Consider the following 21,749-nt stretch of genomic DNA (forward strand, 5'->3'; position numbering starts at 1 on the left):
CGGTACGGGGGCGCCGCGGACTCGCCGCACCCTCGGTCGGTGCAACCGCACGGACTGTGCCCGGTGTTCCCGGGGCGGCCGATCCATCTGGCCGGAACCGGCCGCCCGGCCTCCTCGGCGGTGACATATTCCTCACGGGCGCGGTGGACGCGTGTGCGAGGGGGAGGCGAGGAGAAATGGCTGAGGCGGACCTTTCCGCCGGGACGGTCGAGTATCAGGACACCGGAGGTGAGGGGCCGGTCGTGGTCCTGCTGCACGGCGTCGCGATGGACGGCTCCCTGTGGCGAAATGTGGTGGAGCCCCTGCGCGCCGATTTCCGCTGTGTGGTGCCGACGCTGCCGCTGGGGGGCCACCGCCGGCCGATGCGCCCCGACGCGGACCTGTCGGTCGCGGGCGTGGCCCGGATGGTCGCCGAGTTCCTCGACCGGCTCGACCTGTGTGACGTCACGTTGGTGATGAGCGACTGGGGCGGTGCGCAGGCCCTCGTCGCGGAGGGCAGGGACGATCGGATCGGACGACTCGTCATCACGTCGTGCGAGGCGTTCGACAACTTCCCGCCGGGCGTGCCGGGCCGCAACCTCTACGCCTCGGCGAAGCTGCCGGGCGGCATCAACCTCGCCTTCAGGCTGCTGAAGTCGAAGCGGATGCGCCGGCTGCCCGTGACCTGGGGCTGGATGAGCAAGCGTCCGGTCCCGCACGAGGTGATGAACGCCTGGTTCACCCCGCTGTGGACCTCCAAGGAGATCCGCCGGGACCTGCGCAAGTACGTGCTGGGCGTCCCGCCGAAGAGCGAACTGCTCGGCTGGGCGGAGAAGCTGCGGGACTTCGACCGGCCCGCGCTCGTGGTGTGGGCGGCCGAGGACAGGGTCATGCCCCCGGAGCACGGCCGACGGCTGGCCGAGCTGCTGCCCAGGGGCCGGCTCGTGGAGATCGAGGACAGCTACACCCTGATTCCCGAGGACCAGCCGGCGGAACTCAGCGCCCACCTCCGGTCCTTCCTGCTACGAGGAGGCGCCCCCGCCGTCCAGTAGTTCGAGCGCGAGCGCCGGCGGCGGGGCGGCCGTAGCCGGGGCCGGGTTCAGGCCGGTCCCGTCGAGCCGCCGGGGCCCACCACCGTGAGCAGGTCCACGACGAAGATCAGGGTGGAGCCGGGCGGGATGAAGGCGGAGGGCGACTGCTTGCCGTAGCCGAGACGCGGCGGAACGATGATCTCGCGGCGGCCGCCGGCCTTCATGCCGCGCACGCCCCGGTCCAGGCCCTTGATGGCCTTGCCGCCGCCCACGGCGAACTTGAACGGCCGGTCCTGCTCCCAGGAGGAGTCGAACTCCCTCCCGGACGCGAACGTGACGCCGACGTAGTGGACCCGCACCACCCTGCCCGGCAACGCTTCCGGTCCCTCCCCCACCACGAGGTCACGGGTGGTCAGCTCGGTGGGCGCGGCGCCCTCCGGCACCCGGACCTCGGGCTTGGCCGGTTGACTCATCACTGTCCCCTCACTCGTCGGCGGTTCCGGTCGCTCCGGGAAGCTCACCGTACGGGTCGGCCGCCCTGGTCCGCGTTGTCAGGCGAACACGGCGGCCATCTTCTCGGCGGACTTGAGACCCGCGCCGGTGAGCACGACGACGGTCGTCTCGTCCGGTGCGATGTCACCGGACGCGATGAAGTGGTCGAGGGTCGCCGCCGCGACACTGCTGGTGGGCTCGGCGTACAGGCCGCGCGCGCTCAGGGCACGGACGGCGGCGTGGATCTCCGCCTCCGGAACGGCGTACGCGGCTCCACCGGAGCGGCGGATGGCCTCCACCGCCTCGGGCAGCCGGACCGGGGAAGCGATGGACGCGCCCTCGGCGATGGTCGGCACCCGCTCGCCGCGCGCGCCCGGGGCGATGCCGTTGAACGTGTCGGCGATGGTCGCCCAGTGCTCGGGCTGCCCGACGAAGAGTCGCGGGCGCCGGTCGGTCTGCCCGGCGGCGAGCAGTTCACCGAACGCGAGGTCGCACCCGATGACGTTGCTGCCGGCCCCGGCGACGAGGACCACGTTGTCGGGCGCGGTGAAGCCCAGGGACTCCCACATCTCGTAGGCGACGGTCTTGGTGCCCTGGATGAACAGGGGGTGCCAGTTGTGGCTGGCATACGGAATCCGCTCCGACTGCCGCACCGCCTCCCGCGCGACCTCGTCGCGGGTGCCTGCCACGAGCTCGATCTCGGCTCCGTACGCCCGGGCCTGGAGGATCTTGGCCGCCGAGGTGGCGGCGGGGACAATGATTTTCGCGCGGATTCCGGCTGCGGCGGCGTAGGCGGCCACCGCGGAACCACCGTTCCCCGAGCTGTCCTCGAGCACGCGCTCGGCACCGTGCGCCACGAGGTGGGAGAGCATCACGGACACGCCCCGGTCCTTGAAGCTGGACGTCGGATTGAACCATTCCAGCTTGAAATGGACCCGCCGCCCGGCCCAGTCGACCGGGATCATCGGCGTACAGCCCTCCCCCAGGCTCACCCGTCGGCCGGGCGGAACGGGAAGCGCGGCGTGATAGCGCCAGAGGGACCGCTCGGCGGTGTCGATCTGCTCGGGCCGCAGCCCGGGCAGCGCACTGACGGCGAGCGGCCCGCCGTCATCGCCCCGCCAACGGGGATCATCCAGGGGGTAGCGCCGGCCGGACCGGTCGACGAGGACGGGTGCGGCACCGTCCGAAGGCTGTTCATCGGTCATCGCGGTCCCGGAGTTCCCTCGCTCGGCGTACACCTCAGATTAGACGTGCAGTCCAGCTGTGAACAACACGTCCAAGATCGCACAGTGACGCCCGCGGCGGACGTGCACGGTCATCGCCCGGCCCGCGAGCGGGGAGCAGACGGAACCGCCGCCCAGCCGCTGGGGGCGAGTACACTCCCCCCGCCGGCAGATGGCATGAGGACACCAAGGCGGGACGCGGTGGAACAGGGGGACGCGTAGCTGTGGTCGGGGCGAACTTAGGACCTCTGCACGAAGACGACCCGGAGTGGCTCGGCCCGTACCGGCTGCACGCCCGGCTGGCGACGGGGGGCATGGGCAGGATCTACCTGGGGCACGCCGGCGGCGACGGGCCGACAGCCGCCGTGAAGACGCTGCTCGCCGAGGGGGAGATCGGTGTCACCGACCGCCGGCGATTCGCCCGGGAGGTCAAGGTCGCCCAGCGCGTGAGCAGCTCGCACACCGCGCGGGTCCTCGACGCCGACCCGGACGCCGAACGCCCCTGGATGGCGACCGAATACATCGCCGCACCGTCGCTCGCCCAACTGGTCGCCCAGGCCGGGGTGTTACGAGGGCCGGCGGCTCGCTGGGTGGTCCGCGGCACCGTGGAGGCGCTGGCCGCTCTGCACCGGGAGGGCATCGTCCACCGCGACGTGAAGCCGCAGAACCTGCTGCTCCGACACAGCGGGCCCTGCCTCATCGACTTCGGGATCTCCCACGCCGCCGACCTGACGCGCACGCAACTGACGCTGGGCACCATCGCTTTCACCTCCCCCGAGCAGGCGCGCGGTGAGCGCTCGACCTCGGCGTCCGACATCTACTCCCTGGGCGCCACTCTCTTCCACCTGGTCGCGGGGCGCCCGCCCTACCCCGAGGGGGAGGAGATGCTGCGGCTGCTGGCACGCGTCGCGGAGGCGGACGTCGATCTGTCGGGCCTGCCGGAAGAGCTGGGCCCCGTGGTCAGGGCGTGCCTGGCACAAGCTCCGGCCGACCGGCCGGAAGCGGCCGAGTTCATCGACCGCTTCACCCTGGACCTGGCCGGGATGCCCACCTCGACGGAGCCGGGCGGCTGGCTGCCCCAGCCCTGGACCGACCTGATCGACGAGTACGCGCGCCAGGGCCGCGAACTGGCGTCCGCCCGATGGACGTCCCGCTCCGAGGAAACCGCCACGTACGTCGACGCGGTGGACGTGACGAAGCCCGGTGACCGGCAGGGCGAGGAGGCGACCGAGGGGCGAGTGGCCAGGACGGTGGTGACGGTCGTCCGCGTCCTGATGGGCACCCTGCTCGCCGTCATCGTCGGCGGAGGCGCCTACGCCTACTTCACGTACAAGGAGTCGCGGAAACCCGACGCGACGGACAACGCATTCGCCGCTGTACGGGCTGGTGACTGCCTGGGCAACTACGTCACACCTGACGGCGAATGGGACTCCGAACAACCCCGCACGGCCGACTGCGGGGCGGCCGACGTCGACTGGACGGTGGCGAGTGTGGTGCAGGGGTCCTCAAAGGGCTGCAAGGGATACACCGTGCCGTGGCTCCGGTCCAAGAACGGCGTCGTGACCACGGTTCTCTGTCTGGAGCGGCGGTTCGTCGTCGGCGAGTGCGTCGAAACCGAAAGGGTCTACGCGCGCCGGAGCTGTGACGCGCAGGCGCCCCGCAACGGGGACAGGGCTCTGCTGAGGATCGCCGCCTTGATCCCGAAAGGATCGAGGTGCGGTGAGGAAACAGCCGTCCAGTACGTCGTCGGAGCGGTGGTTCTGTGCCTCACGAGGGTGTGACCCTGCGGCCCCTGCTCCGTGCGGACCCGGTCCGGCTCGGCGCGTACACACTGCTCGGGCGCCTCGCGACCGGCGGTATGGGCCGGATCTACCTCGGCCGTTCCGCCGCCGGGGACCTGGTGGCCGTCAAGACACTGCTCACCGAGACAGTGGCCGACGCGGTCGACCGGCGGCGCTTCGCCCGCGAGGTCAAGGTCGCCCGGCGCGTTCACAGCCCGCATACGGTGAGGGTCCTGGACGCCGACGTCGAGGCGGAGCACCCGTGGATGGCGATCGAGTACGTCCCGGCGCCATCGCTCGCCGAACTCGTACGCGCAGCGGGTCCGCCCGGTGCGTCCACCGTCCGGTGGATCGCGGCCGGCGGGGCCGCCGCCCTGTGCACGTTACACTCCCTGGGCGTGGAGCACCGTGACCTCAAGCCGCAGAACATCCTGCTCCCGGCCGACGGGGTACGGATCATCGACTTCGGCATCTCGCACGCCACGGACCTCACGCGCACGCAGCTCACCCTGGGGACGATCGCGTTCACCTCGCCGGAGCAGGCACGGGGCGAGCCCTCCACGCCCGCGTCCGACGTCTACTCACTCGGAGTCACTCTCTTCCACACAGCGACCGGGTGTCTGCCCTACGCGGAGGCGGAGGACCCGCTGCGGCTCCTCGCCCAGGTGGCCCGCGGCACGGTCGACCTCTCCGGACTGCCCTCGGAACTGGTCGGTCTGATACGTCCATGTCTCTCCACGGACCCGGCGAACCGCCCCGACCCCGCCGCGCTCCTGCCCGACCCGACCGCGCCCCTGCCCGGCTCGAACGAGGCCCCGGCCGGCTCACACCGGCTGCCGGCCGGCTGGGCCGCCCTGATCGACGGCTACGAGCGCCAGGGGCGGCAACTGGCCGCAACACCTTTGCCGACGCCCCCCATGCCGGCGCCCACGGTGCCCCTGACACGGTTCCTGCCGTCCGGTCACGACGACGAGCCGGCGCGGGACGACCCGCCGGACGAGCCGGACCGGCCCTTCGCGGGCCTTTCCGCCTCGGGCTGGAAGGCGGCCGGAACGTTCACCGGGAACCTGCTCCTGCTGACCCTCTTCGGACTGGCGTTCGTCGCCGTGGTCGGCACCGTCATCGCCATCGTCGTGGCACTCATGATCACGTGACGGATGCGATTCACCCCAGGAAGCTCAACCGCACCTTCCGCTCCGCGTTGTCCACGTTCGTGTCGACCAGGCACACCGACTGCCACGTACCCAGTTCCAGTCGGCCCCCGATCACCGGCAGGGTGGCGTGCGGGGGGACCAGGGCCGGGACCACGTGGTCGCGGCCGTGGCCGGGGTGGCCGTGGCGGTGCTGCCAGCGGTCGTCGGCGGGGAGCAGGGTGTGGAGGGCGGAGAGGAGGTCGTCGTCGCTGCCCGCGCCGGTTTCCAGGACCGCGATTCCGGCGGTGGCGTGCGGGACGAAGAGGTTGAGCAGGCCGTCGCGGCCGGAGGCCGCGCGGGCGAGGAACTGTTCGCACTCCGACGTCAGGTCGGTGACGGTCTCCGTCGAGCCCGTCGTCAGGTGCAGGACCGTGGTGGTGAAGGCAGAAGGCATGGGTCCCATCCTGCCGTGGTCCGGGGCCGGAACCGCCTAGCGACGGCACGCGGGAAGTTCCGTGGGCCCCTCGTAGTTGGTAGAAGCGTGAACGATTTGGCGATGCGGTCGGTGGACGTCGTGGTGATCGGCGCTGGGCAGGCGGGGCTGTCCGCCGCGTACCACCTGCGGCGCGTCGGGCTGGAGCCGGACCGCGACTTCGTGGTCCTCGACCACGCGCCCGCACCGGGCGGCGCCTGGCAGTTCCGGTGGCCGTCGCTGACCTACGGCAAGGTGCACGGCATGCACGCGCTGCCCGGGATGAGGCTGGTGGGCGCGGACGAGGAGCGACCCTCCTCCGAGGTCATCGGCGCCTACTTCGACCGTTACGAGCGCGCCTTCGGGCTGCGCGTGCACCGGCCGGTGGACGTCGGCGCCGTGCGCGAGGGCGGGGGCGGCCGGCTGCTGGTGGTGACCTCCGAGGGTACGTACGTGACGCGCGCCCTGATCAACGCGACCGGGACGTGGGACCGGCCGTTCTGGCCGCGCTACCCGGGGCAGGAGACGTTCCGGGGGCGGCAGTTGCACACGGCGGACTACCCGGGCCCGGCCGGGTTCGCCGGACAGCGGGTGATCGTGGTCGGCGGGGGCGCCTCAGGTACGCAGCACCTGATGGAGATCGCCGAGGTGGCGGCGGAAACCCACTGGGTGACGCGCCGGCCGCCGGTCTTCCGGGAGGGGCCCTTTGGGGCGGACCAGGGGCGGGCCGCCGTCGCCATGGTGGAGGAGCGGGTCCGGCGCGGGCTGCCGCCGCAGAGCGTGGTGAGCGTGACCGGGCTGCCCGTCAACGACGCCATCCGGCGGGCCCGCGAGTCCGGGGTGCTGGACCGCCTCCCCATGTTCGACCGGATCACGCCCACCGGGGTCGCCTGGGACGACGGCCGCCGCATCGAGGCCGACGTCATCCTGTGGGCCACCGGCTTCCGCGCCGCCATCGACCATCTCGCCCCGCTGCGGCTGCGGGAGCGCGGCGGCGGCATCCAGGTCGAGGGCACCCGCGCCGCGCGCGACCCGCGCATCCACCTCGTCGGCTACGGCCCGTCCGCCAGCACGATCGGCGCCAACCGTGCCGGGCGCTCCGCCGTGCGGGAGGTCGTCGCGCTGCTGCGGGACGGGTCGCCGGGGGCGTCCGCGGAGTCCATGGAGGCGCCCGCCCTCGCGTGAGGTCCGTGGGGCGCCCGCCTCATCCCCCTCCCCGGTTCCGGTTGAACTCCGCTACGTTCCGCTGCTGTTCCGCGTAGTCGTCCGTGAAGCGGGTGTCGCCGGGGGCCACCGTCACGAAGTACAGCCAGGGGCCCGGGGTGGGGGTGATCGCGGCGGTCATCGCCTGTTCGCCCGGGTTGCCGATGGGAGTGGGCGGGAGGCCCTTGTGGGCGTAGCTGTTGTAGGGGCTGTCGAGCTCGGTGTCGCCCGCGGTGGTGTCCAGGGTGCTGCGGTTCAGCGCGTAGTTGAGGGTGGAGTCCATCTGGAGCGGCATGCCCCGGTCCAGGCGGTTGTGGATGACGCGGGCGACCTTGCCCATGTCCGCCTCGGTGTCCGCCTCGGCCTGGACGATGCTGGCGATGACCACCGTCTGGTAGACGGTCACGTCGTTACGCCGGGCGCCCGCCGTGATGTGTTCGGCGCCGAAGTGCCGGTCCGCCGTGTCGGTCATGTAGCGCAGCAGGCTCTTCGGGGTGGTCGCTGAGGTGACCGGGTAGGTCGCCGGGTAGAGGTAGCCCTCGGGGTTGCCCCTGGCCGCGGTGGGGAGCGGCAGGTCCGACGTCGGCACGGCCGCGGCGGTCGTGCCCGCGGGTACGCCCAGGGCCTCGTCGACGGCCTTGTAGACCTGGGCCGCCCGGCGGCCCTCGGGGATCACCAGCGGGCGGGCCGCCTCCTCGTTCTCCGGTTCCCGTGTGAGCAGAGGGACGAGCACGGCTGCGGCCACGGCGAGGACGAGCAGGGAACCGATGAACAGCGTCAGGCGCCCGCGCCGGGTCAGGCGCGTGCGACGGCGGGGCGGGGTGACCGAGGACTGGGGATCCGGGGGCTCGTGCGCCATGCGGGCACGCTAACCCGCGCCGGTCCCGGCCCCGGGGACGCCATGCCCGGCGGCACGCCGCCCGGTCAGCCCGCCACCGGGGCCATCTCCGTGTCCCGGCGGACCAGTGCCGCATACCGTCCGTCGAGCCGCAGCAGCTCCTCGTGGGTGCCGCGCTCCGCGGTGCGGCCGCCGTCGAGGACGACGATCTGATCGGCGTCGCGGACGGTGGAGAGCCGGTGCGCGATGGTGATCGTGGTCCGTCCGGCGGAGAGTGCGTCGATGGCCTCCTGCACGGCGAATTCGGTACGGGTGTCGAGCGCGCTCGTCGCCTCGTCCAGGATCAGCACCGGCGGGTCGCGCAGGATCGTCCGCGCGATGGCGAGGCGCTGCTTCTCGCCGCCGGAGAAGCGGTAGCCGCGTTCCCCCACGAGGGTGTCGTAGCCATCGGGGAGCGAGGCGATGTGCTCGTGGATCTGCGCGGCGCGGGCCGCCGCCTCGATCTCCTCGTCGGTGGCGTCCGGCTTCGCGAAGCGCAGGTTCTCTGCGACCGAGGCGTGGAAGAGGTACGTCTCCTGCGAGACGACGCCGACCGCGCGGGCGAGGGTGTCGAAGTCGAGGTCGCGCACGTCGACCCCGTCGAGGGTGACCCGGCCGCCGGTCACGTCGTAGAGCCGGGGCACCAGGTAGCTGAGGGTGGACTTGCCGGACCCCGTGGGGCCGACAACGGCCAGTGCGGCTCCGGCGGGCACGGTGACATCGACGCCGCTGAGGGTCGGGCCGCTCGTCTCGTCGTAGCTGAAGTCGACGTTCTCGAAGCGGACCTCGCCGCGGATCTTCTCCAGGCGCACCGGATTCTCCGGCTCCGTGATGTCCACGGTGAGGTCGAGGTACTCGAAGATCCGCTGGAAGAGCGCGAGGGACGTCTGCATCTGCACCCCGGTGGAGAGCAGGCTCACGGCGGGGCGGAAGAGGCCCTGCTGGAGGGAGACGAAGGCGACGAGGGTGCCGATCGAGACGGCGGGCCCGCCGGACTGGAGGGCCATGCCCGCGGCCCAGTAGATGACGGCCGGCATGGCGGCCATGACGATGCCGATCGTGGACATCCGCCAGCGTCCGGCCATGCTGGCACGCACTTCGAGGTCGACCAGCCGCTCGGACTCCTCGGCGAACCCCTGGGCGAGCGAGTCGGAGCGTCCCATGGTGCGGCCCAGCAGGATGCCGCTGACGGACAGCGACTCGGTGACGGTGGCGGCCATGGCGGCCATCTGCTTCTGGCGCTGGGTGGTGATCTTCTTGCGCTCGCGGCCGACCCGGCGGCTGATCCAGACGAAGACGGGCAGCAGGAGCAGCGAGACGACGGTGAGCCGCCAGTCGAGCGCGAGCATGGCGACGACGGTGGCGACGACCGCGGTGAGGTTGGAGACGAGCGAGGTCGCCGTCGAGGTGACGGTGGCCTGCATGCCCCCGATGTCGTTGGCGATCCGGGACTGGACCTCACCCGTACGGGTCCGGGTGAAGAAGGCGAGCGGCATCCGCTGCAGCTGGGTGTAGACGGCGGTGCGCAGGTCGTGCATGACGCGCTGGCCGACGGTGGTGGAGATGAGGGTCTGGAGGACGCCGAAGACGCTGTTCATCACGGCGGTGAGGATCATGCCGAGGGCGAGCAGCGTGAGCAGCCCGGTCCGCCCCTGCGGGAGGGCGGTGTCCAGGATCTCGCGCAGCAGGAACGGCGAGGCGACCGACACCAGCGACGAGGCGCCGACGAGCAGGCCGACCACCGCGAGGCGGCCGCGGTACGGGCGGAAGAGACGGAGGATGCGGCGCAGCTCGGCGGGCGGCTGGGCCGGGTCCTTGGGCGGGGGTGTCCACGTGGGTTCGTCGGGTTTCATGAGCTCCTTCGTCCGGCGTGCGGAAATGGGGCGGGTCCGCCCGGGCGCGGGGATCGCGACCGTGACAGTCGAGCCGAATGAGAGCATAGCTCATTGTTACCCACGCTCACAATGAACGAGGTCCTGATATTGTTCGGGGCATGGACTCCCCCGACCCCGACGGCATGCTCGCCGAACAGCTGCTGCGGCTGACGCGCAGGCTCCAGCGCATCCAGGGCCGCCAGCTGGAGCCGATGGGCATCACACCGGCGCAGTTCCGGCTGCTGCGCACCGTCGCCCATTACGACGGACCGCCCCGGATGGCGGATCTCGCCCAGCGCCTCGACGTCGTCCCCCGCGCCGTGACCACGCTGGTCGACGCCCTGGAGGGGAGCGGCAGGGTGCGCCGCGTCCCCGATCCGGACAGTCGTAGGGTGGTCAGGATCGAGATCACGGACGAGGGCATCGCCACGCTCCGCTCGCTGCGCGACGCGCGCCGGGCGGCCGCGGAGGAGATCCTGGCTCCATTGACCGCCGACCAGCGCGAGGTGCTCGGCGGCCTGCTGACCGCCCTGGTCAACGGAATGCCGGAGCGTCGCTGCTGACCGGTCACGGGACGCGGCGCCGAGCCGCCGGACCGACCAACCGCCGAGGAGAACCACCATGCCGCTGCTGGAGCCGGACCCCGACACACTGCGCCCCGCGGCGGTGCGCCCGCCCTCCCACGACCGCGTTTCCGACGCGCGGGCGCAGGGCACCCCGGAGACGCTGCGCACCGAGCTCACCGCCCTGCTCGGCGCCGAGAAGGTGCTCTGGAAGGTCTCGGACCTGGTGAAGTACGCCTCGGACGCCAGCCCGTACCGCTTCGTGCCCCAGGTGGTCGTCGTCCCCGAGGACCTGGACGACATCTCGGCGATCCTGTCGTACGCGCACGGCAAGGGCCGCAACGTGGTCTTCCGCGCCGCCGGAACCAGCCTCAACGGCCAGGCCCAGGGCGAGGACATCCTGGTCGACGTCCGGCGGAACTGGGCGGGCATCGAGGTCCTGGACGACGGGGCCCGCGCCCGCATCCGCCCGGGGACGACGGTCGTGCGCGCCAACGCGGCCCTCGCCCGTCACGGCAGGCTGCTGGGCCCGGACCCGGCCAGCGCCATCGCGTGCACGATCGGCGGAGTGGTCGCCAACAACGCCTCGGGCATGACCGCGGGCACCACCCGCAATTCGTACCGGACCGTCTCCTCGCTCACCTTCGTGCTGCCGAGCGGCACCGTCGTGGACACCGCCGACCCGGCGGCCGACGAGGACCTGGCCCGCGCCGAACCGCGCCTGTGCGAGGGGCTGCTGGCGCTGAAGGCGGAGATCGAGGCGGACGCGGCGCTCACGGCCCGCATCCGTGCCAAGTACGAGATCAAGAACACCAATGGCTACCGGCTGGACGCGTTCCTCGACGGATCGACCCCGGTGGAGATCCTGCGCGGCCTCATGGTCGGCTCCGAGGGGACGTTCGGCTTCATCTCCGAGGTCGTCTTCGACACCCTGCCGCTGGACCGCCGGATCTCCACGGCGCTGCTGTTCTTCCCCTCGCTGACCGCCGCGGCCGCCGCCGTCCCGCTGTTCAACGAGGCGGGTGCGATCGCCGTCGAGCTGATGGACGGCAACACCCTGCGCGCCTCGGTCAGCGTGCAGGGGGTCCCCGCCGACTGGGCCGGGCTGCCGAAGGAGACCACCGCGCTGCTGGTGGAGTTCCGCGCCCCCGACGAGGCGGGCCAGGAGGCGTACGAGCGGGCGGCGGCCGATGTGGTGCGCGGACTGGAGCTGGTCCGGCCCGTCACCTCGGTGACGAACGAGTTCACCCGGGACGCCCGCACCATCTCCGGCTACTGGAAGGCCCGCAAGGCGTTCGTCACCGCGGTCGGGGGCTCCCGCCCCTCGGGTACGACCCTGATCACCGAGGACTTCGCGGTCCCGCCGTCCCGGCTGGCCGACGCCTGCGAGGCGCTGCTCGCGCTCCAGGCGGAGCACGGCTTCGACGCCGCCGTCGCCGGTCACGCCGCCCACGGCAACCTGCACTTCCTGCTGGCGTTCGACGCGGCACGGCCGTCCGACGTCGACCGGTACGCCGCCTTCATGGCCGACTTCTGCCGGCTGACGGTCGAGCGGTTCGACGGATCGCTCAAGGCGGAACACGCGACCGGCCGCAACATCGCGCCCTTCCTCGAACTGGAATGGGGCCCGCGGGCCACCGAACTGATGTGGCGTACGAAGCAGGTCATCGACCCCGACGGCGTCCTGGCGCCGCGGATCGTCCTCGACCGCGACCCGAAGGCGCATCTGCGCGGGCTGAAGACCATTCCCAAGGTCGAGGCCATCGCCGACCCCTGCATCGAGTGCGGCTTCTGCGAACCGACCTGCCCCAGCCACGACCTGACGACCTCACCGCGCCAGCGGATCGTGCTGCGCCGCGAGATGATGCGCCAGCCCGAGGGTTCGCCCGTCGAGACGGGTCTGGTCGACGCCTACGGCTACGACGCCGTGGACACCTGCGCCGGAGACTCCACCTGCAAGCTGGCCTGCCCCGTCGGCATCGACACGGGCGCCATGATGAAGAACTTCCGCCACCAGCGGCACTCCCCGCGCGAGGAGCGGATCGCCGCGCTGGCCGCCAAGCACTTCCGTACGGCGGAGACGGCGGCGCGGCTCGCGGTCGCCGCGGCGAGCCGGATCGACGACCGGCTGCTGCAGGGGGTCACCCGGCTCGCCCGCCGGGCGGTGAGCCCCGATCTGGTCCCCGAGTGGCTTCCGGAGGTCCCCGGCGCCGCATCCCGCAGGTTGCCGCGCACGTCCAGGACCGGGGCGAGCGCCGTCTACTACCCGGCCTGCGTCAACCGCATCTTCGGCAGTCCGGACAGCCATCGCGGCCCGTCGCTGCCGCAGGCCGTGGTGGCCGTGTCGGCCCGGGCGGGAAAGCCCGTATGGATTCCGGACGACGTCAACGGCACCTGCTGCGCCACCATCTGGCACTCCAAGGGCTACGACTCCGGAAACGCCGTGATGGCCAACCGGATCGTGGAAGCGGCCTGGGGCTGGACGGCCGGAGGAAAGCTGCCGCTGGTGGTCGACGCCTCCTCGTGCACGCTGGGGATCGCCCACGAGGTGGTCCCGTATCTCACCGAGGACAACCGGGCGCTGCACCGCGAGCTGACCGTGGTCGATTCCCTGGTCTGGGCGGCGGACGAGCTGCTGCCGGAGCTGACGGTGCTGCGGAAGTCCCGTTCGGCCGTGCTGCACCCGACGTGTTCCATGGAACACCTGGACGACGTGGACCGGCTGCGCGCGGTCGCCGATGCCTGCTCGGACGAGGCCGTGATCCCCGACGACGCCGCGTGCTGCGGTTTCGCGGGCGACCGCGGGATGCTGCACCAGGAGCTGACGGCGTCCGCGACCGCCAAGGAGGCCGCCGAGGTGCGGTCCCGGGACTACGAGGCGCATCTTTCGGCCAACCGGATGTGCGAGATCGGCATGGACCGGGCGACGGGCCGCTCGTACCACTCCGCCCTGATGGAGCTGGAGTGGGCGACCCGCCCGGGCCCTGCCTGAGCCGCGCGCGGGTCAGGCGCGGAGGCTGGCCCGGTCTCCCATGACGACGACGGGGTGCTGCTTCGGGTCCAGGGTCCGCAGCAGCTTCTCCATGGCCGCCTTGGACACGCTCACGCAGGCCGAGGTGCCGCTGCCGTGGTCCATGTGCAGCCAGATACTGCCGCCCTTGGACTGACCCTGCGGACGCGTCGGGTCGTTGGGCGGGGTGCCCTTGACGCGGTTGTAGTCGATGGCGATGACGTAGTCGAAGTCGTGCCAGTGCGACTTGGCCCAGTAGCGCGGGGCCTGGATCGAGGCGGTCTGCGTGTACGGGAGGCGGGCGCCCGGGTCGGGCAGGACACCGGCCGCGTCGCTGAGGGTGTAGACGCCGACGGGGCTGCGCTTGTCGTCCTCGTGGTGGTCGGGCGTCCAGCCCTTCTTGCCGTTGTGGCCCTTCCAGGAGGCGGTCTTGTCCCAGGTGGAGCCAGACTTGGTGTACAGCACGACGGTGGAGTCCGCCGAGTCCTTGCCCTCGCCGTAGACGGCGACGACCTGGCGCGAGTCGGCGGGGATCTGCGACTGGAACCGGTCACCCACATCGGGGATGCGCTTCAGGTCCTTGACGGGGGCCTTCGCGCTGCCCTTCCCGGCCGCCGACCGCCCGGCGGCGGGGCCCTTCTTCGTGTCCTGTCCGTCACCGCAGGACGTCAGGGTCGTGAGCAGGACACCACAGGCGGCCGCCGAGGCCACCATCCGAACCGCACCGGCTATACGCATCCGTCCATGCTCGCACCTGGCGATGCACGCCGCCGTCCACCCCCGGGGGCCCCGGGGAATGCGTGCCGAATCTTTACCCGCGCCGCGTAAAACCGTTTGCCGCGATCCCGGCGAGAGGCAAGGCTTGCGCGGTCCGGTTTCCCCGCCTGCGCATCCCGCAGGCGAATCAGTGCTGCCCCGACGCGCTTTCGCGGCGCCTCGCGGGCCCAGTTCTCTTCCGATCCTTTGGGATGTCATGCGCATTCGCGATCTTCCATATGCGGACCCCGGCGATCCCGATGTCCGTTCAGGTCCCCGCTTCCTGCTGTGGCTGGGCCGCAACCAGATCCGCGGACAGCTCAAGTCCTTGTTCTGGGGGCTGGTGCACCAGTGCTCGATCGCGGGGTACCCGCTGACCGTGGGGCTCGCCGTCCAGGCGGTCGTGGACCGGTCCGGCGGCAGGCTGGCGCTGGCCGGTGGGCTGACCGCGCTCCTCGGAGTGCTGACCGCGGTGGCCGATGCGATGGTCCACCGGGCCGCCGTCACCAACTGGATCACCGCCGCCGCCCGCGTCCAGCAGCTGCTGTCCCGCAAGACCGCCGAGCTGGGCTCGCTGCTGACGCGCCGGGTCGCGGCGGGCGAGGTGGTCGCGGTCTCCACCGGTGACGTGGAGAAGATCGGCTGGTTCGTGGAGGCGCTCTCACGCTTCCTGGCCGCCGCCACGGTCCTCGTCGTCATCAGCGTGGGGCTTCTCCTCTACCTCCCCTCGCTGGGCGTTCTCGTGGCGGTCGCCATGCCGTTCCTCGCCCTGTCGGTCCTGCCGCTGCTGCCGCGTGCCACCCGGCGTGCGGATGTGCAGCGCGAGAAGGGCGGCAGGGCCACCGAACTCGCCTCGGACACCGTGGCCGGGCTGCGCGTGCTGCGCGGCATCGGCGGCGAGGAGCTGTTCCTCGACCGCTACCGGCGCGCCTCGCAGGAGGTCCGCGAGGCGGCGGTGCACAGCGCCCGCATGTGGTCGCTGATCTCGGCGGTCCAGGTCCTGCTGCCCGGCGTCCTGCTGCTCGCCCTGGTCGTTCACGGAGCCTCGCTGGCCCGGGACGGCAGGATCGAGGTGGGCCAGCTGGTGACGGTGTACAGCGCGGCGACCCTGACCCTGTTCCCGCTGCGGCACTTCGAGGAGATCGCCATGGCGTACTCCTTCTCCCGCCCCTCCGCGCAGCGCGCCGTACGCGTGCTGTCGCTGAGCCGGAACACCCGGCCGGCCACCGTCGACACCGTCCCCTCCGGCGACCTGTACGACCCGGTCACCGGGCTCCTGGCGCCGCAGGGCCGGTTCACCGCGGTCGTCTGCGGCGACCCCGACGAGGCGGGGCGGCTGGCGGAACGGCTCGGCGGACACGCCCGGTCCGAGGCACCGGACACCGACGCCGCCGAGCCGCCCTCCGTCCTGCTGGGCGGGGTACCGCTGGACGAACTGGAACCCGGCGCGGCGCGCACCGCCGTACTCGTCCAGGACAAGGACCCGGTGCTGCTCTCGGGCACCCTGCGCGAACTCCTGGACGTGCCGTCGTCCGGGAAGGTGGAGGCCGCGGCCGCGCTGTCCGCCGCGCAGTGCGACGACGTGCTGGCCACGCTGGCGCAGGCGTCCCCCGAGCCGGACCGCGAGCCGCTGGACACCCGGATCACCGAACGCGGCCGGTCCCTGTCCGGCGGCCAGCGCCAGCGCCTCGCACTGGCCCGGTCGCTGCTCACCGACCCGGACACGCTCGTCCTGGACGAGCCCACGTCCGCGGTCGACTCGCACACCGAGGCCCGTGTCGCGGCGGGCGTCAAGGCGCTGCGCCAGGACCGCACGACCGTCGTCTTCTCCTCCTCGCCCCTGCTCCTCGACCTCGCCGACCGGGTGGCTCTCGTGCACGGCGGCACCGTGGTGGCGGTCGGCACACACCGCGAGCTGATGCGCACCGAGGAGCGTTACCGGGCCGTCGTCACCCGCGAGACCGACGACGAAACCGCCGCGCACCAGGAAGCGCACCGGGAAATCGAGGAACGGGCATGAAAGGACAGGCAATGACCGGCGTCGCCCCACCGGCCCACGTACCCCCCGCCTATGATCCGGCGGCCCCCGAGACCGCGACCACCCTGCCGGTCGGCCGGCCGGCGACCGTGCGGGCCTACGTCCTGGATCTGATGCGGCGCCACCGCAAGCCGTTCGTCGTGGTGACCCTGCTCAACACGTGCGCGGTGATCGCGTCCATCGTGGGCCCGTACCTGCTGGGCGGGCTCGTGGAGGACCTGTCCGACGGGGCCCGCGACCTGCGTCTGGAGCGGACCGCGGCGGTGTTCGCTTGCGCGCTCGTGGTGCAGACGGTGGCCACCCGGATGATGCGGCTGCGCAGCGCCATGCTGGGCGAGGAGATGCTCGCCGACCTCCGCGAGGACTTCCTCGTCCGCTCCGTGCGGCTGCCTCCGGGCGTGCTGGAGCGGGCCGGTACGGGTGATCTGCTGTCCCGGATCACCACGGACATCGACCGGCTGGCCAACGCGATGCGCGAGGCCGTCCCGCAGCTGACGATCGGCGTGGTGTGGGTGGGCCTGCTGGTCGGCGCCCTCACCGTCACCGCTCCCCCGCTGGCCCTCGCGGTGGTCGTGGCGCTGCCGGTGCTGCTGATCGGCTGCCGCTGGTACTTCCGCCGGGGCCCGGCGGCGTACCGCTCGGAGGCCGCCGGTTACGCGGCGGTCGCCGCGGCGCTGGCGGAGACCGTGGACGCGGGGCGGACCGTGGAGGCGCACCGGCTGGGGGCGCGCCGGGTCGCGCTGTCGGATCTGCGCGTCAAGCAGTGGACGGCGTGGGAGCGGTACACGCTGTTCCTGAGGACGGTGCTCTTCCCGGTCGTCAACATCACGTACGCGACGATCCTCGGCGCGGTCCTGCTGCTGGGGGGCTGGTTCGTCATCGAGGGGTGGATGACCGTCGGCCAGCTCACCACGGGTGCGCTGCTCGCGCAGATGATGGTGGACCCGATCGGTCTGATCCTGCGCTGGTACGACGAGTTGCAGGTGGCCCAGGTGTCGCTGGCGCGGCTGGTGGGCGTCCGGGAGATCGAGCCGGACGCGGGCGACGCCTCGGTGTCCCCGGACGGCCGGGATGTGCGCGCCGACGAGGTGCGCTTCGGGTACGTGGACGGCGTCGACGTGCTGCACCGCGTCTCGCTGGACGTCGCGCCGGGTACGCGGCTGGCGCTGGTCGGCCCGTCGGGGGCGGGCAAGTCGACGCTGGGCCGGCTGCTGGCGGGGATCTACGCGCCCCGGGACGGCGAGGTCACGCTGGGCGGCGCGCGGTTGTCGCGGATGGCGACGGAGCGGGTGCGGTCGCACGTGGCGCTGGTCAACCAGGAGCACCACGTGTTCGTCGGCTCGTTGCGGGACAACCTCCGGCTGGCCCGTACGGACGCCGGGGACGCGGAGCTGTGGGCGTCGCTCGCGGCGGTGGACGCCGACGGCTGGGCGCGGGCGCTGGAGGACGGGCTCGACACGGAGGTCGGTTCGGGGGGCCTGGTGATCACCCCGGCGCAGGCGCAGCAGATCGCGCTCGCCCGGCTGGTGCTGGCCGATCCGCACACGCTGGTCCTGGACGAGGCGACATCGCTGCTCGATCCCCGGGCGGCCCGCAACCTGGAGCGGTCGCTCGCCCGGGTGCTGGAGGGCCGCACGGTGGTGGCGATCGCGCACCGGCTGCACACCGCGCACGACGCGGACGTGATCGCCGTGGTCGAGCAGGGCCGGATCACGGAGCTGGGCAGCCACGACGAGCTGGTGGCGGCGGACGGGGCGTACGCCGCGCTCTGGCGCTCCTGGCACGGCTGACGGGGCGCCCGGGGGCCGGTCGGCCGCCCCCGGGCGGCTCAGATGACGTTCATGGCGGCCGCCGCGCCCACACCGCCCAGGATCATGAAGACCGGCATCAGGATCTTGATCTCCACCCAGCTGCCGGCCCGGAAGCGCATGGCCTTGGGCGGGCCGATCGGATACCAGCGCTTGCGGCCGACCGGGATCGGCCAGAGGATCGGGCAGCCCGAGACGGTCAGCGCGTCGCCGATGTCGTGGACGAGAGCGCCCAGCACGATCGGCAGCCCGAGCCAGAGGTATTCCTGACCGGGGTCGGTGAACAGCCAGTCGGCGCCGTTGCCCGGCTTGTCGAGGATTCCGGCGAGGATCCAGGCGCTCGTCGCGCCGAGCAGCCACACCAGGACGTCGCTGGAGACGCGGGCGGCCCGCCAGAGCAGCCCTTCGACGGCGAGGACCAGGTGGACGAAGAGGATCGCGAGGACCCCCCAGCGCCCGCCGGTGTAGGCGACGGCTGAGGCGCCCGCTCCGATCAGGACGGCCCAGACCCAGGTGTGGGTGAGGGTGCGGTGGCCGCCGTTGCGGTTGGAGTCGCCCCGCAGTTTGGTGGCCTTGTAGACGGCGTGCGAGAGCTTGTCGACGATCTCGCACACCCCGCGCGAGAGGGGCCCGAAGGCGCGCGAGATGGTCGCGGACTTGTGGTCGAGGTCGGGTGCGAGCGCGGCGCCCGCGCTGATCAGCGCCCCGACGACCAGGACGGGCCACGGCATGGTGTGGCCCGTGGCCGCCGCCGCGGCACCCACCCCCAGCCAGGCCGCCGCCCCTGACAGAGAGTGTGCCGGTCCCATCATGACTGCCGAGCCCCCGTAGGTGTCGCCGAGTGCGCCCCGTGGTGGCCGGGCGCGGGATTCCGGCCACCGCCGTTGCGGCGTGGCCGAGTTGAGAGGGAAGCGTATCGTCCGTGATCTTCGGGCCGTCGTCCGGTTCCCTCATCGGGGCGGAAGACAGGCAAGATGGGGGCGTGACCCTTATCGATCAGCTCCCCCCGACCGACGATCCCGACGCTCTCTTCGAGGCTTTCTCGTCCTGGACCGAGACGCAGGGGATCACCCTCTACCCCGCTCAGGAGGAGGCGCTGATCGAGGTGGTCTCCGGGGCCAACGTGATCCTTTCCACGCCCACGGGGTCCGGGAAGAGCCTGGTCGCGGCGGGTGCGCACTTCACGGCGCTGGCCCAGGACAAGGTCACCTTCTACACCGCGCCGATCAAGGCGCTGGTTTCGGAGAAGTTCTTCGATCTGTGCAAGCTGTTCGGCACGGAGAACGTCGGCATGCTCACCGGGGACGCCTCGGTCAACGCCGACGCCCCGGTGATCTGCTGCACGGCCGAGGTGCTGGCCTCGATCGCGCTGCGTGACGGGAAGTACGCGGACATCGGCCAGGTCGTGATGGACGAGTTCCACTTCTACGCGGAGCCGGACCGGGGCTGGGCGTGGCAGATCCCCCTGCTCGAACTCCCGCAGGCGCAGTTCGTGCTGATGTCGGCGACGCTCGGCGACGTCCGGATGTTCGAGGAGGACCTGACGCGGCGCACCGGCCGCCCGACCTCGGTGATCCGCTCGGCGACCCGTCCCGTACCGCTGAGCTACGAGTACCGGCTGACCCCGATCACGGAGACGCTGACGGAGCTGCTGGAGACGCGGCAGTCGCCGGTGTACATCGTGCACTTCACGCAGGCGGCCGCGGTGGAGCGGGCGCAGTCGCTGATGAGCATCAACATGTGCACCAAGGAGGAGAAGGAGAAGATCGCCGATCTCATCGGCAACTTCCGCTTCACCACCAAGTTCGGCCAGAACCTCTCGCGGTACGTGCGCCACGGGATCGGGGTGCACCACGCGGGCATGCTCCCCAAGTACCGCAGGCTCGTGGAGAAGCTGGCGCAGGCGGGTCTGCTGAAGGTGATCTGCGGTACGGACACGCTGGGCGTCGGCGTCAACGTACCGATCCGCACGGTGCTGTTCACCGCGCTCACCAAGTACGACGGCACCCGGGTGCGGACGCTGCGGGCGCGGGAGTTCCACCAGATCGCCGGCCGGGCGGGCCGCGCGGGCTTCGACACGGCGGGCTTCGTCGTGGCCCAGGCCCCCGAGCACGTCATCGAGAACGAGAAGGCGGTCAGGAAGGCGGGGGACGACCCGAAGAAGAAGCGGAAGGTCGTCCGCAAGAAGGCCCCCGAGGGCTTCGTCGCCTGGTCGGAGACCACCTTCGACAAGCTGATCCAGTCCGATCCGGAGCCGCTGACCTCGCGTTTCCGGGTCACGCACACGATGCTGCTTTCCGTGATCGCCCGCCCGGGCAACGCCTTCGAGGCGATGCGGCGTCTGCTGGAGGACAACCACGAGCCGCGCCGGGCGCAGCTGCGGCACATCCGCCGGGCCATCGCGATCTACCGGTCGCTGCTGGACGGCGGTGTGGTGGAGCAGCTGGACGAGCCGGACGCGGAGGGGCGCATCGTGCGGCTCACCGTGGACCTCCAGCAGGACTTCGCGCTGAACCAGCCGTTGTCGACGTTCGCGCTGGCCGCGTTCGAGCTGCTGGACCCGGACTCGCCGTCGTACGCGCTGGACATGGTCTCGGTGGTGGAGTCGACGCTGGACGATCCGCGCCAGATCCTGGCCGCGCAGCAGAACAAGGCGCGCGGTGAGGCGGTCGGGCAGATGAAGGCCGACGGCGTCGAGTACGAGGAGCGGATGGAGCTGCTCCAGGAGGTGACGTACCCGAAGCCGCTGAGCGAGCTGCTGTGGCACGCGTACGACGTCTACCGGCGCAGCCACCCGTGGGTGGGCGACCATCCGGTGTCGCCGAAGTCGGTGATCCGCGACATGTACGAACGGGCCATGACGTTCACGGAGTTCACGTCGAACTACGAGCTGGCGCGCACCGAGGGCATCGTGCTGCGGTATCTGGCGAGCGCGTACAAGGCGCTGGAGCACACCATTCCGGACGACCTCAAGTCGGAGGACCTGGAGGATCTGATCGCCTGGCTGGGCGAGATGGTCCGGCAGGTCGACTCCAGTCTGCTGGACGAGTGGGAGCAGCTGGCCAACCCCGAGGTGGAGACCGCCGAGCAGGCGCAGGAGCGGGCGGACGAGGTCAAGCCCGTCACGGCGAACGCCCGCGCGTTCCGGGTGCTGGTGCGCAACGCGATGTTCCGCCGGGTGGAGCTGGCCGCGCTGGACCGGGTCCGCGACCTGGGCGAGCTGGACGCGGACGCGGGCTGGGACGAGGACGCGTGGGGCGAGGCGATGGACGCGTACTGGGACGAGTACGAGGAGCTGGGCACCGGTCCGGACGCGCGCGGCCCGAAGCTGCTGAGGATCGAGGAGGACGCGGCGCACGGTGTGTGGCGGGTCCGCCAGACGTTCGCCGACCCGAACGGCGACCATGACTGGGGCATCAGCGCGGAGGTGGACCTCGCCGCGTCGGACGAGGAGGGCCGGGCGGTCGTGCGGGTCACGTCCGTGGGCCAGTTGTGAGAGTGGAGAAGAA

Annotated in this window: 16 protein-coding genes; 9 read left to right on the plus strand and 7 right to left on the minus strand. The window is 71.9% G+C overall.

Translation table 11 applies throughout. The annotated features are described in order from the left end of the window. The first annotated feature begins 176 nt into the window (after positions 1–176). Complete coding sequence (locus AB0L33_RS30745) at positions 177–1,031, plus strand: alpha/beta hydrolase (RefSeq protein WP_365686629.1); 855 nt, start codon at positions 177–179, stop codon at positions 1,029–1,031. A 47-nt stretch (positions 1,032–1,078) separates the two neighbouring features. Here AB0L33_RS30745 and AB0L33_RS30750 read toward each other — a convergent pair whose 3' ends face one another. Beyond that, a complete protein-coding gene (locus tag AB0L33_RS30750; protein ID WP_365686630.1) occupies positions 1,079–1,483 on the minus strand; it encodes an FKBP-type peptidyl-prolyl cis-trans isomerase in 405 nt (134 codons plus the stop codon). Between the two features lie 78 nt (positions 1,484–1,561). After that, the gene (locus AB0L33_RS30755; RefSeq protein WP_365686632.1) at positions 1,562–2,707 is read right to left on the minus strand and encodes a pyridoxal-phosphate dependent enzyme; all 1,146 of its coding nucleotides are present in this window, start codon (positions 2,705–2,707) and stop codon (positions 1,562–1,564) included. Between the two features lie 242 nt (positions 2,708–2,949). On the opposite strand from AB0L33_RS30755, the gene AB0L33_RS30760 reads away from it, so the two are divergent. Further along, complete coding sequence (locus tag AB0L33_RS30760) at positions 2,950–4,506, plus strand: serine/threonine-protein kinase (RefSeq protein ID WP_365686634.1); 1,557 nt, start codon at positions 2,950–2,952, stop codon at positions 4,504–4,506. Further along, positions 4,503–5,660: a serine/threonine-protein kinase gene (locus tag AB0L33_RS30765; protein WP_365686635.1), complete on the plus strand. Its 1,158-nt coding sequence runs from the start codon at positions 4,503–4,505 to the stop codon at positions 5,658–5,660. Before AB0L33_RS30760 ends, AB0L33_RS30765 begins: the two co-directional genes overlap by 4 nt. Positions 5,661–5,670: 10 nt before the next feature. Here the strand turns inward: AB0L33_RS30765 and AB0L33_RS30770 are convergent, their stop codons facing one another. After that, positions 5,671–6,093 (minus strand): YjbQ family protein, encoded by a 423-nt coding sequence (locus AB0L33_RS30770; RefSeq protein ID WP_365686637.1) that lies wholly within the window; start codon positions 6,091–6,093, stop codon positions 5,671–5,673. Between the two features lie 102 nt (positions 6,094–6,195). Between AB0L33_RS30770 and AB0L33_RS30775 the strand changes: the two genes are divergently transcribed. Further along, entirely contained in the window at positions 6,196–7,296 is a 1,101-nt protein-coding gene (locus AB0L33_RS30775) for an NAD(P)-binding domain-containing protein (protein WP_365686638.1), read from the plus strand. A 19-nt stretch (positions 7,297–7,315) separates the two neighbouring features. Here the strand turns inward: AB0L33_RS30775 and mltG are convergent, their stop codons facing one another. Further along, complete coding sequence (mltG, locus tag AB0L33_RS30780) at positions 7,316–8,173, minus strand: endolytic transglycosylase MltG (RefSeq protein ID WP_365686639.1); 858 nt, start codon at positions 8,171–8,173, stop codon at positions 7,316–7,318. Positions 8,174–8,238: 65 nt separating this feature from the next. Further along, on the minus strand, positions 8,239–10,044 hold the full coding sequence (locus AB0L33_RS30785) for an ABC transporter ATP-binding protein (protein ID WP_365686641.1): 1,806 nt from the start codon (positions 10,042–10,044) through the stop codon (positions 8,239–8,241). A 140-nt stretch (positions 10,045–10,184) separates the two neighbouring features. On the opposite strand from AB0L33_RS30785, the gene AB0L33_RS30790 reads away from it, so the two are divergent. Further along, complete coding sequence (locus tag AB0L33_RS30790; protein WP_365686642.1) at positions 10,185–10,628, plus strand: MarR family transcriptional regulator; 444 nt, start codon at positions 10,185–10,187, stop codon at positions 10,626–10,628. Positions 10,629–10,686: 58 nt separating this feature from the next. Further along, complete coding sequence (locus tag AB0L33_RS30795) at positions 10,687–13,620, plus strand: FAD-binding and (Fe-S)-binding domain-containing protein (protein WP_365686643.1); 2,934 nt, start codon at positions 10,687–10,689, stop codon at positions 13,618–13,620. 12 nt (positions 13,621–13,632) lie between these two features. Here AB0L33_RS30795 and AB0L33_RS30800 read toward each other — a convergent pair whose 3' ends face one another. Then, a complete protein-coding gene (locus AB0L33_RS30800; RefSeq protein ID WP_365686681.1) occupies positions 13,633–14,352 on the minus strand; it encodes a L,D-transpeptidase family protein in 720 nt (239 codons plus the stop codon). A gap of 259 nt (positions 14,353–14,611) precedes the next feature. Here AB0L33_RS30800 and AB0L33_RS30805 point away from each other — a divergent pair, with 259 nt between their 5' ends. Then, positions 14,612–16,414, plus strand: coding sequence for an ABC transporter ATP-binding protein (locus AB0L33_RS30805; protein WP_365686644.1), 1,803 nt, complete (start codon positions 14,612–14,614; stop codon positions 16,412–16,414). An 11-nt stretch (positions 16,415–16,425) separates the two neighbouring features. Further along, positions 16,426–18,222, plus strand: coding sequence for an ABC transporter ATP-binding protein (locus tag AB0L33_RS30810; RefSeq protein ID WP_365686682.1), 1,797 nt, complete (start codon positions 16,426–16,428; stop codon positions 18,220–18,222). Between the two features lie 38 nt (positions 18,223–18,260). Here the strand turns inward: AB0L33_RS30810 and AB0L33_RS30815 are convergent, their stop codons facing one another. Further along, positions 18,261–19,052: a metal-dependent hydrolase gene (locus tag AB0L33_RS30815; RefSeq protein WP_365686645.1), complete on the minus strand. Its 792-nt coding sequence runs from the start codon at positions 19,050–19,052 to the stop codon at positions 18,261–18,263. A 170-nt stretch (positions 19,053–19,222) separates the two neighbouring features. Between AB0L33_RS30815 and AB0L33_RS30820 the strand changes: the two genes are divergently transcribed. Beyond that, positions 19,223–21,736 carry a DUF3516 domain-containing protein gene (locus tag AB0L33_RS30820; protein ID WP_365686647.1) on the plus strand — a complete coding sequence of 838 codons (2,514 nt, stop codon included), beginning with the start codon at positions 19,223–19,225 and terminating at the stop codon, positions 21,734–21,736. The last annotated feature ends 13 nt before the right edge of the window (positions 21,737–21,749 follow it).

The sequence above is a fragment of the Streptomyces sp. NPDC052299 genome (genome assembly GCF_040679335.1).
In the GTDB taxonomy this organism is placed as follows: domain Bacteria; phylum Actinomycetota; class Actinomycetes; order Streptomycetales; family Streptomycetaceae; genus Streptomyces.

What these genes read in the sequence shown, in the direction of transcription:
- AB0L33_RS30750 (WP_365686630.1), bottom strand. Translation starts at nt 1,483, where the DNA reads ATGAGTCAACCGGCCAAGCCCGAGGTCCGGGTGCCGGAGGGCGCCGCG.
- AB0L33_RS30755 (WP_365686632.1), bottom strand. Translation starts at nt 2,707, where the DNA reads ATGACCGATGAACAGCCTTCGGACGGTGCCGCACCCGTCCTCGTCGAC.
- AB0L33_RS30815 (WP_365686645.1), bottom strand. Translation starts at nt 19,052, where the DNA reads ATGATGGGACCGGCACACTCTCTGTCAGGGGCGGCGGCCTGGCTGGGG.
- AB0L33_RS30810 (WP_365686682.1), top strand. Translation starts at nt 16,426, where the DNA reads ATGACCGGCGTCGCCCCACCGGCCCACGTACCCCCCGCCTATGATCCG.
- AB0L33_RS30775 (WP_365686638.1), top strand. Translation starts at nt 6,196, where the DNA reads ATGCGGTCGGTGGACGTCGTGGTGATCGGCGCTGGGCAGGCGGGGCTG.
- AB0L33_RS30770 (WP_365686637.1), bottom strand. Translation starts at nt 6,093, where the DNA reads ATGCCTTCTGCCTTCACCACCACGGTCCTGCACCTGACGACGGGCTCG.
- AB0L33_RS30745 (WP_365686629.1), top strand. Translation starts at nt 177, where the DNA reads ATGGCTGAGGCGGACCTTTCCGCCGGGACGGTCGAGTATCAGGACACC.
- AB0L33_RS30790 (WP_365686642.1), top strand. Translation starts at nt 10,185, where the DNA reads ATGGACTCCCCCGACCCCGACGGCATGCTCGCCGAACAGCTGCTGCGG.
- mltG (WP_365686639.1), bottom strand. Translation starts at nt 8,173, where the DNA reads ATGGCGCACGAGCCCCCGGATCCCCAGTCCTCGGTCACCCCGCCCCGC.
- AB0L33_RS30785 (WP_365686641.1), bottom strand. Translation starts at nt 10,044, where the DNA reads ATGAAACCCGACGAACCCACGTGGACACCCCCGCCCAAGGACCCGGCC.
- AB0L33_RS30795 (WP_365686643.1), top strand. Translation starts at nt 10,687, where the DNA reads ATGCCGCTGCTGGAGCCGGACCCCGACACACTGCGCCCCGCGGCGGTG.
- AB0L33_RS30800 (WP_365686681.1), bottom strand. Translation starts at nt 14,352, where the DNA reads ATGGTGGCCTCGGCGGCCGCCTGTGGTGTCCTGCTCACGACCCTGACG.
- AB0L33_RS30805 (WP_365686644.1), top strand. Translation starts at nt 14,612, where the DNA reads ATGCGCATTCGCGATCTTCCATATGCGGACCCCGGCGATCCCGATGTC.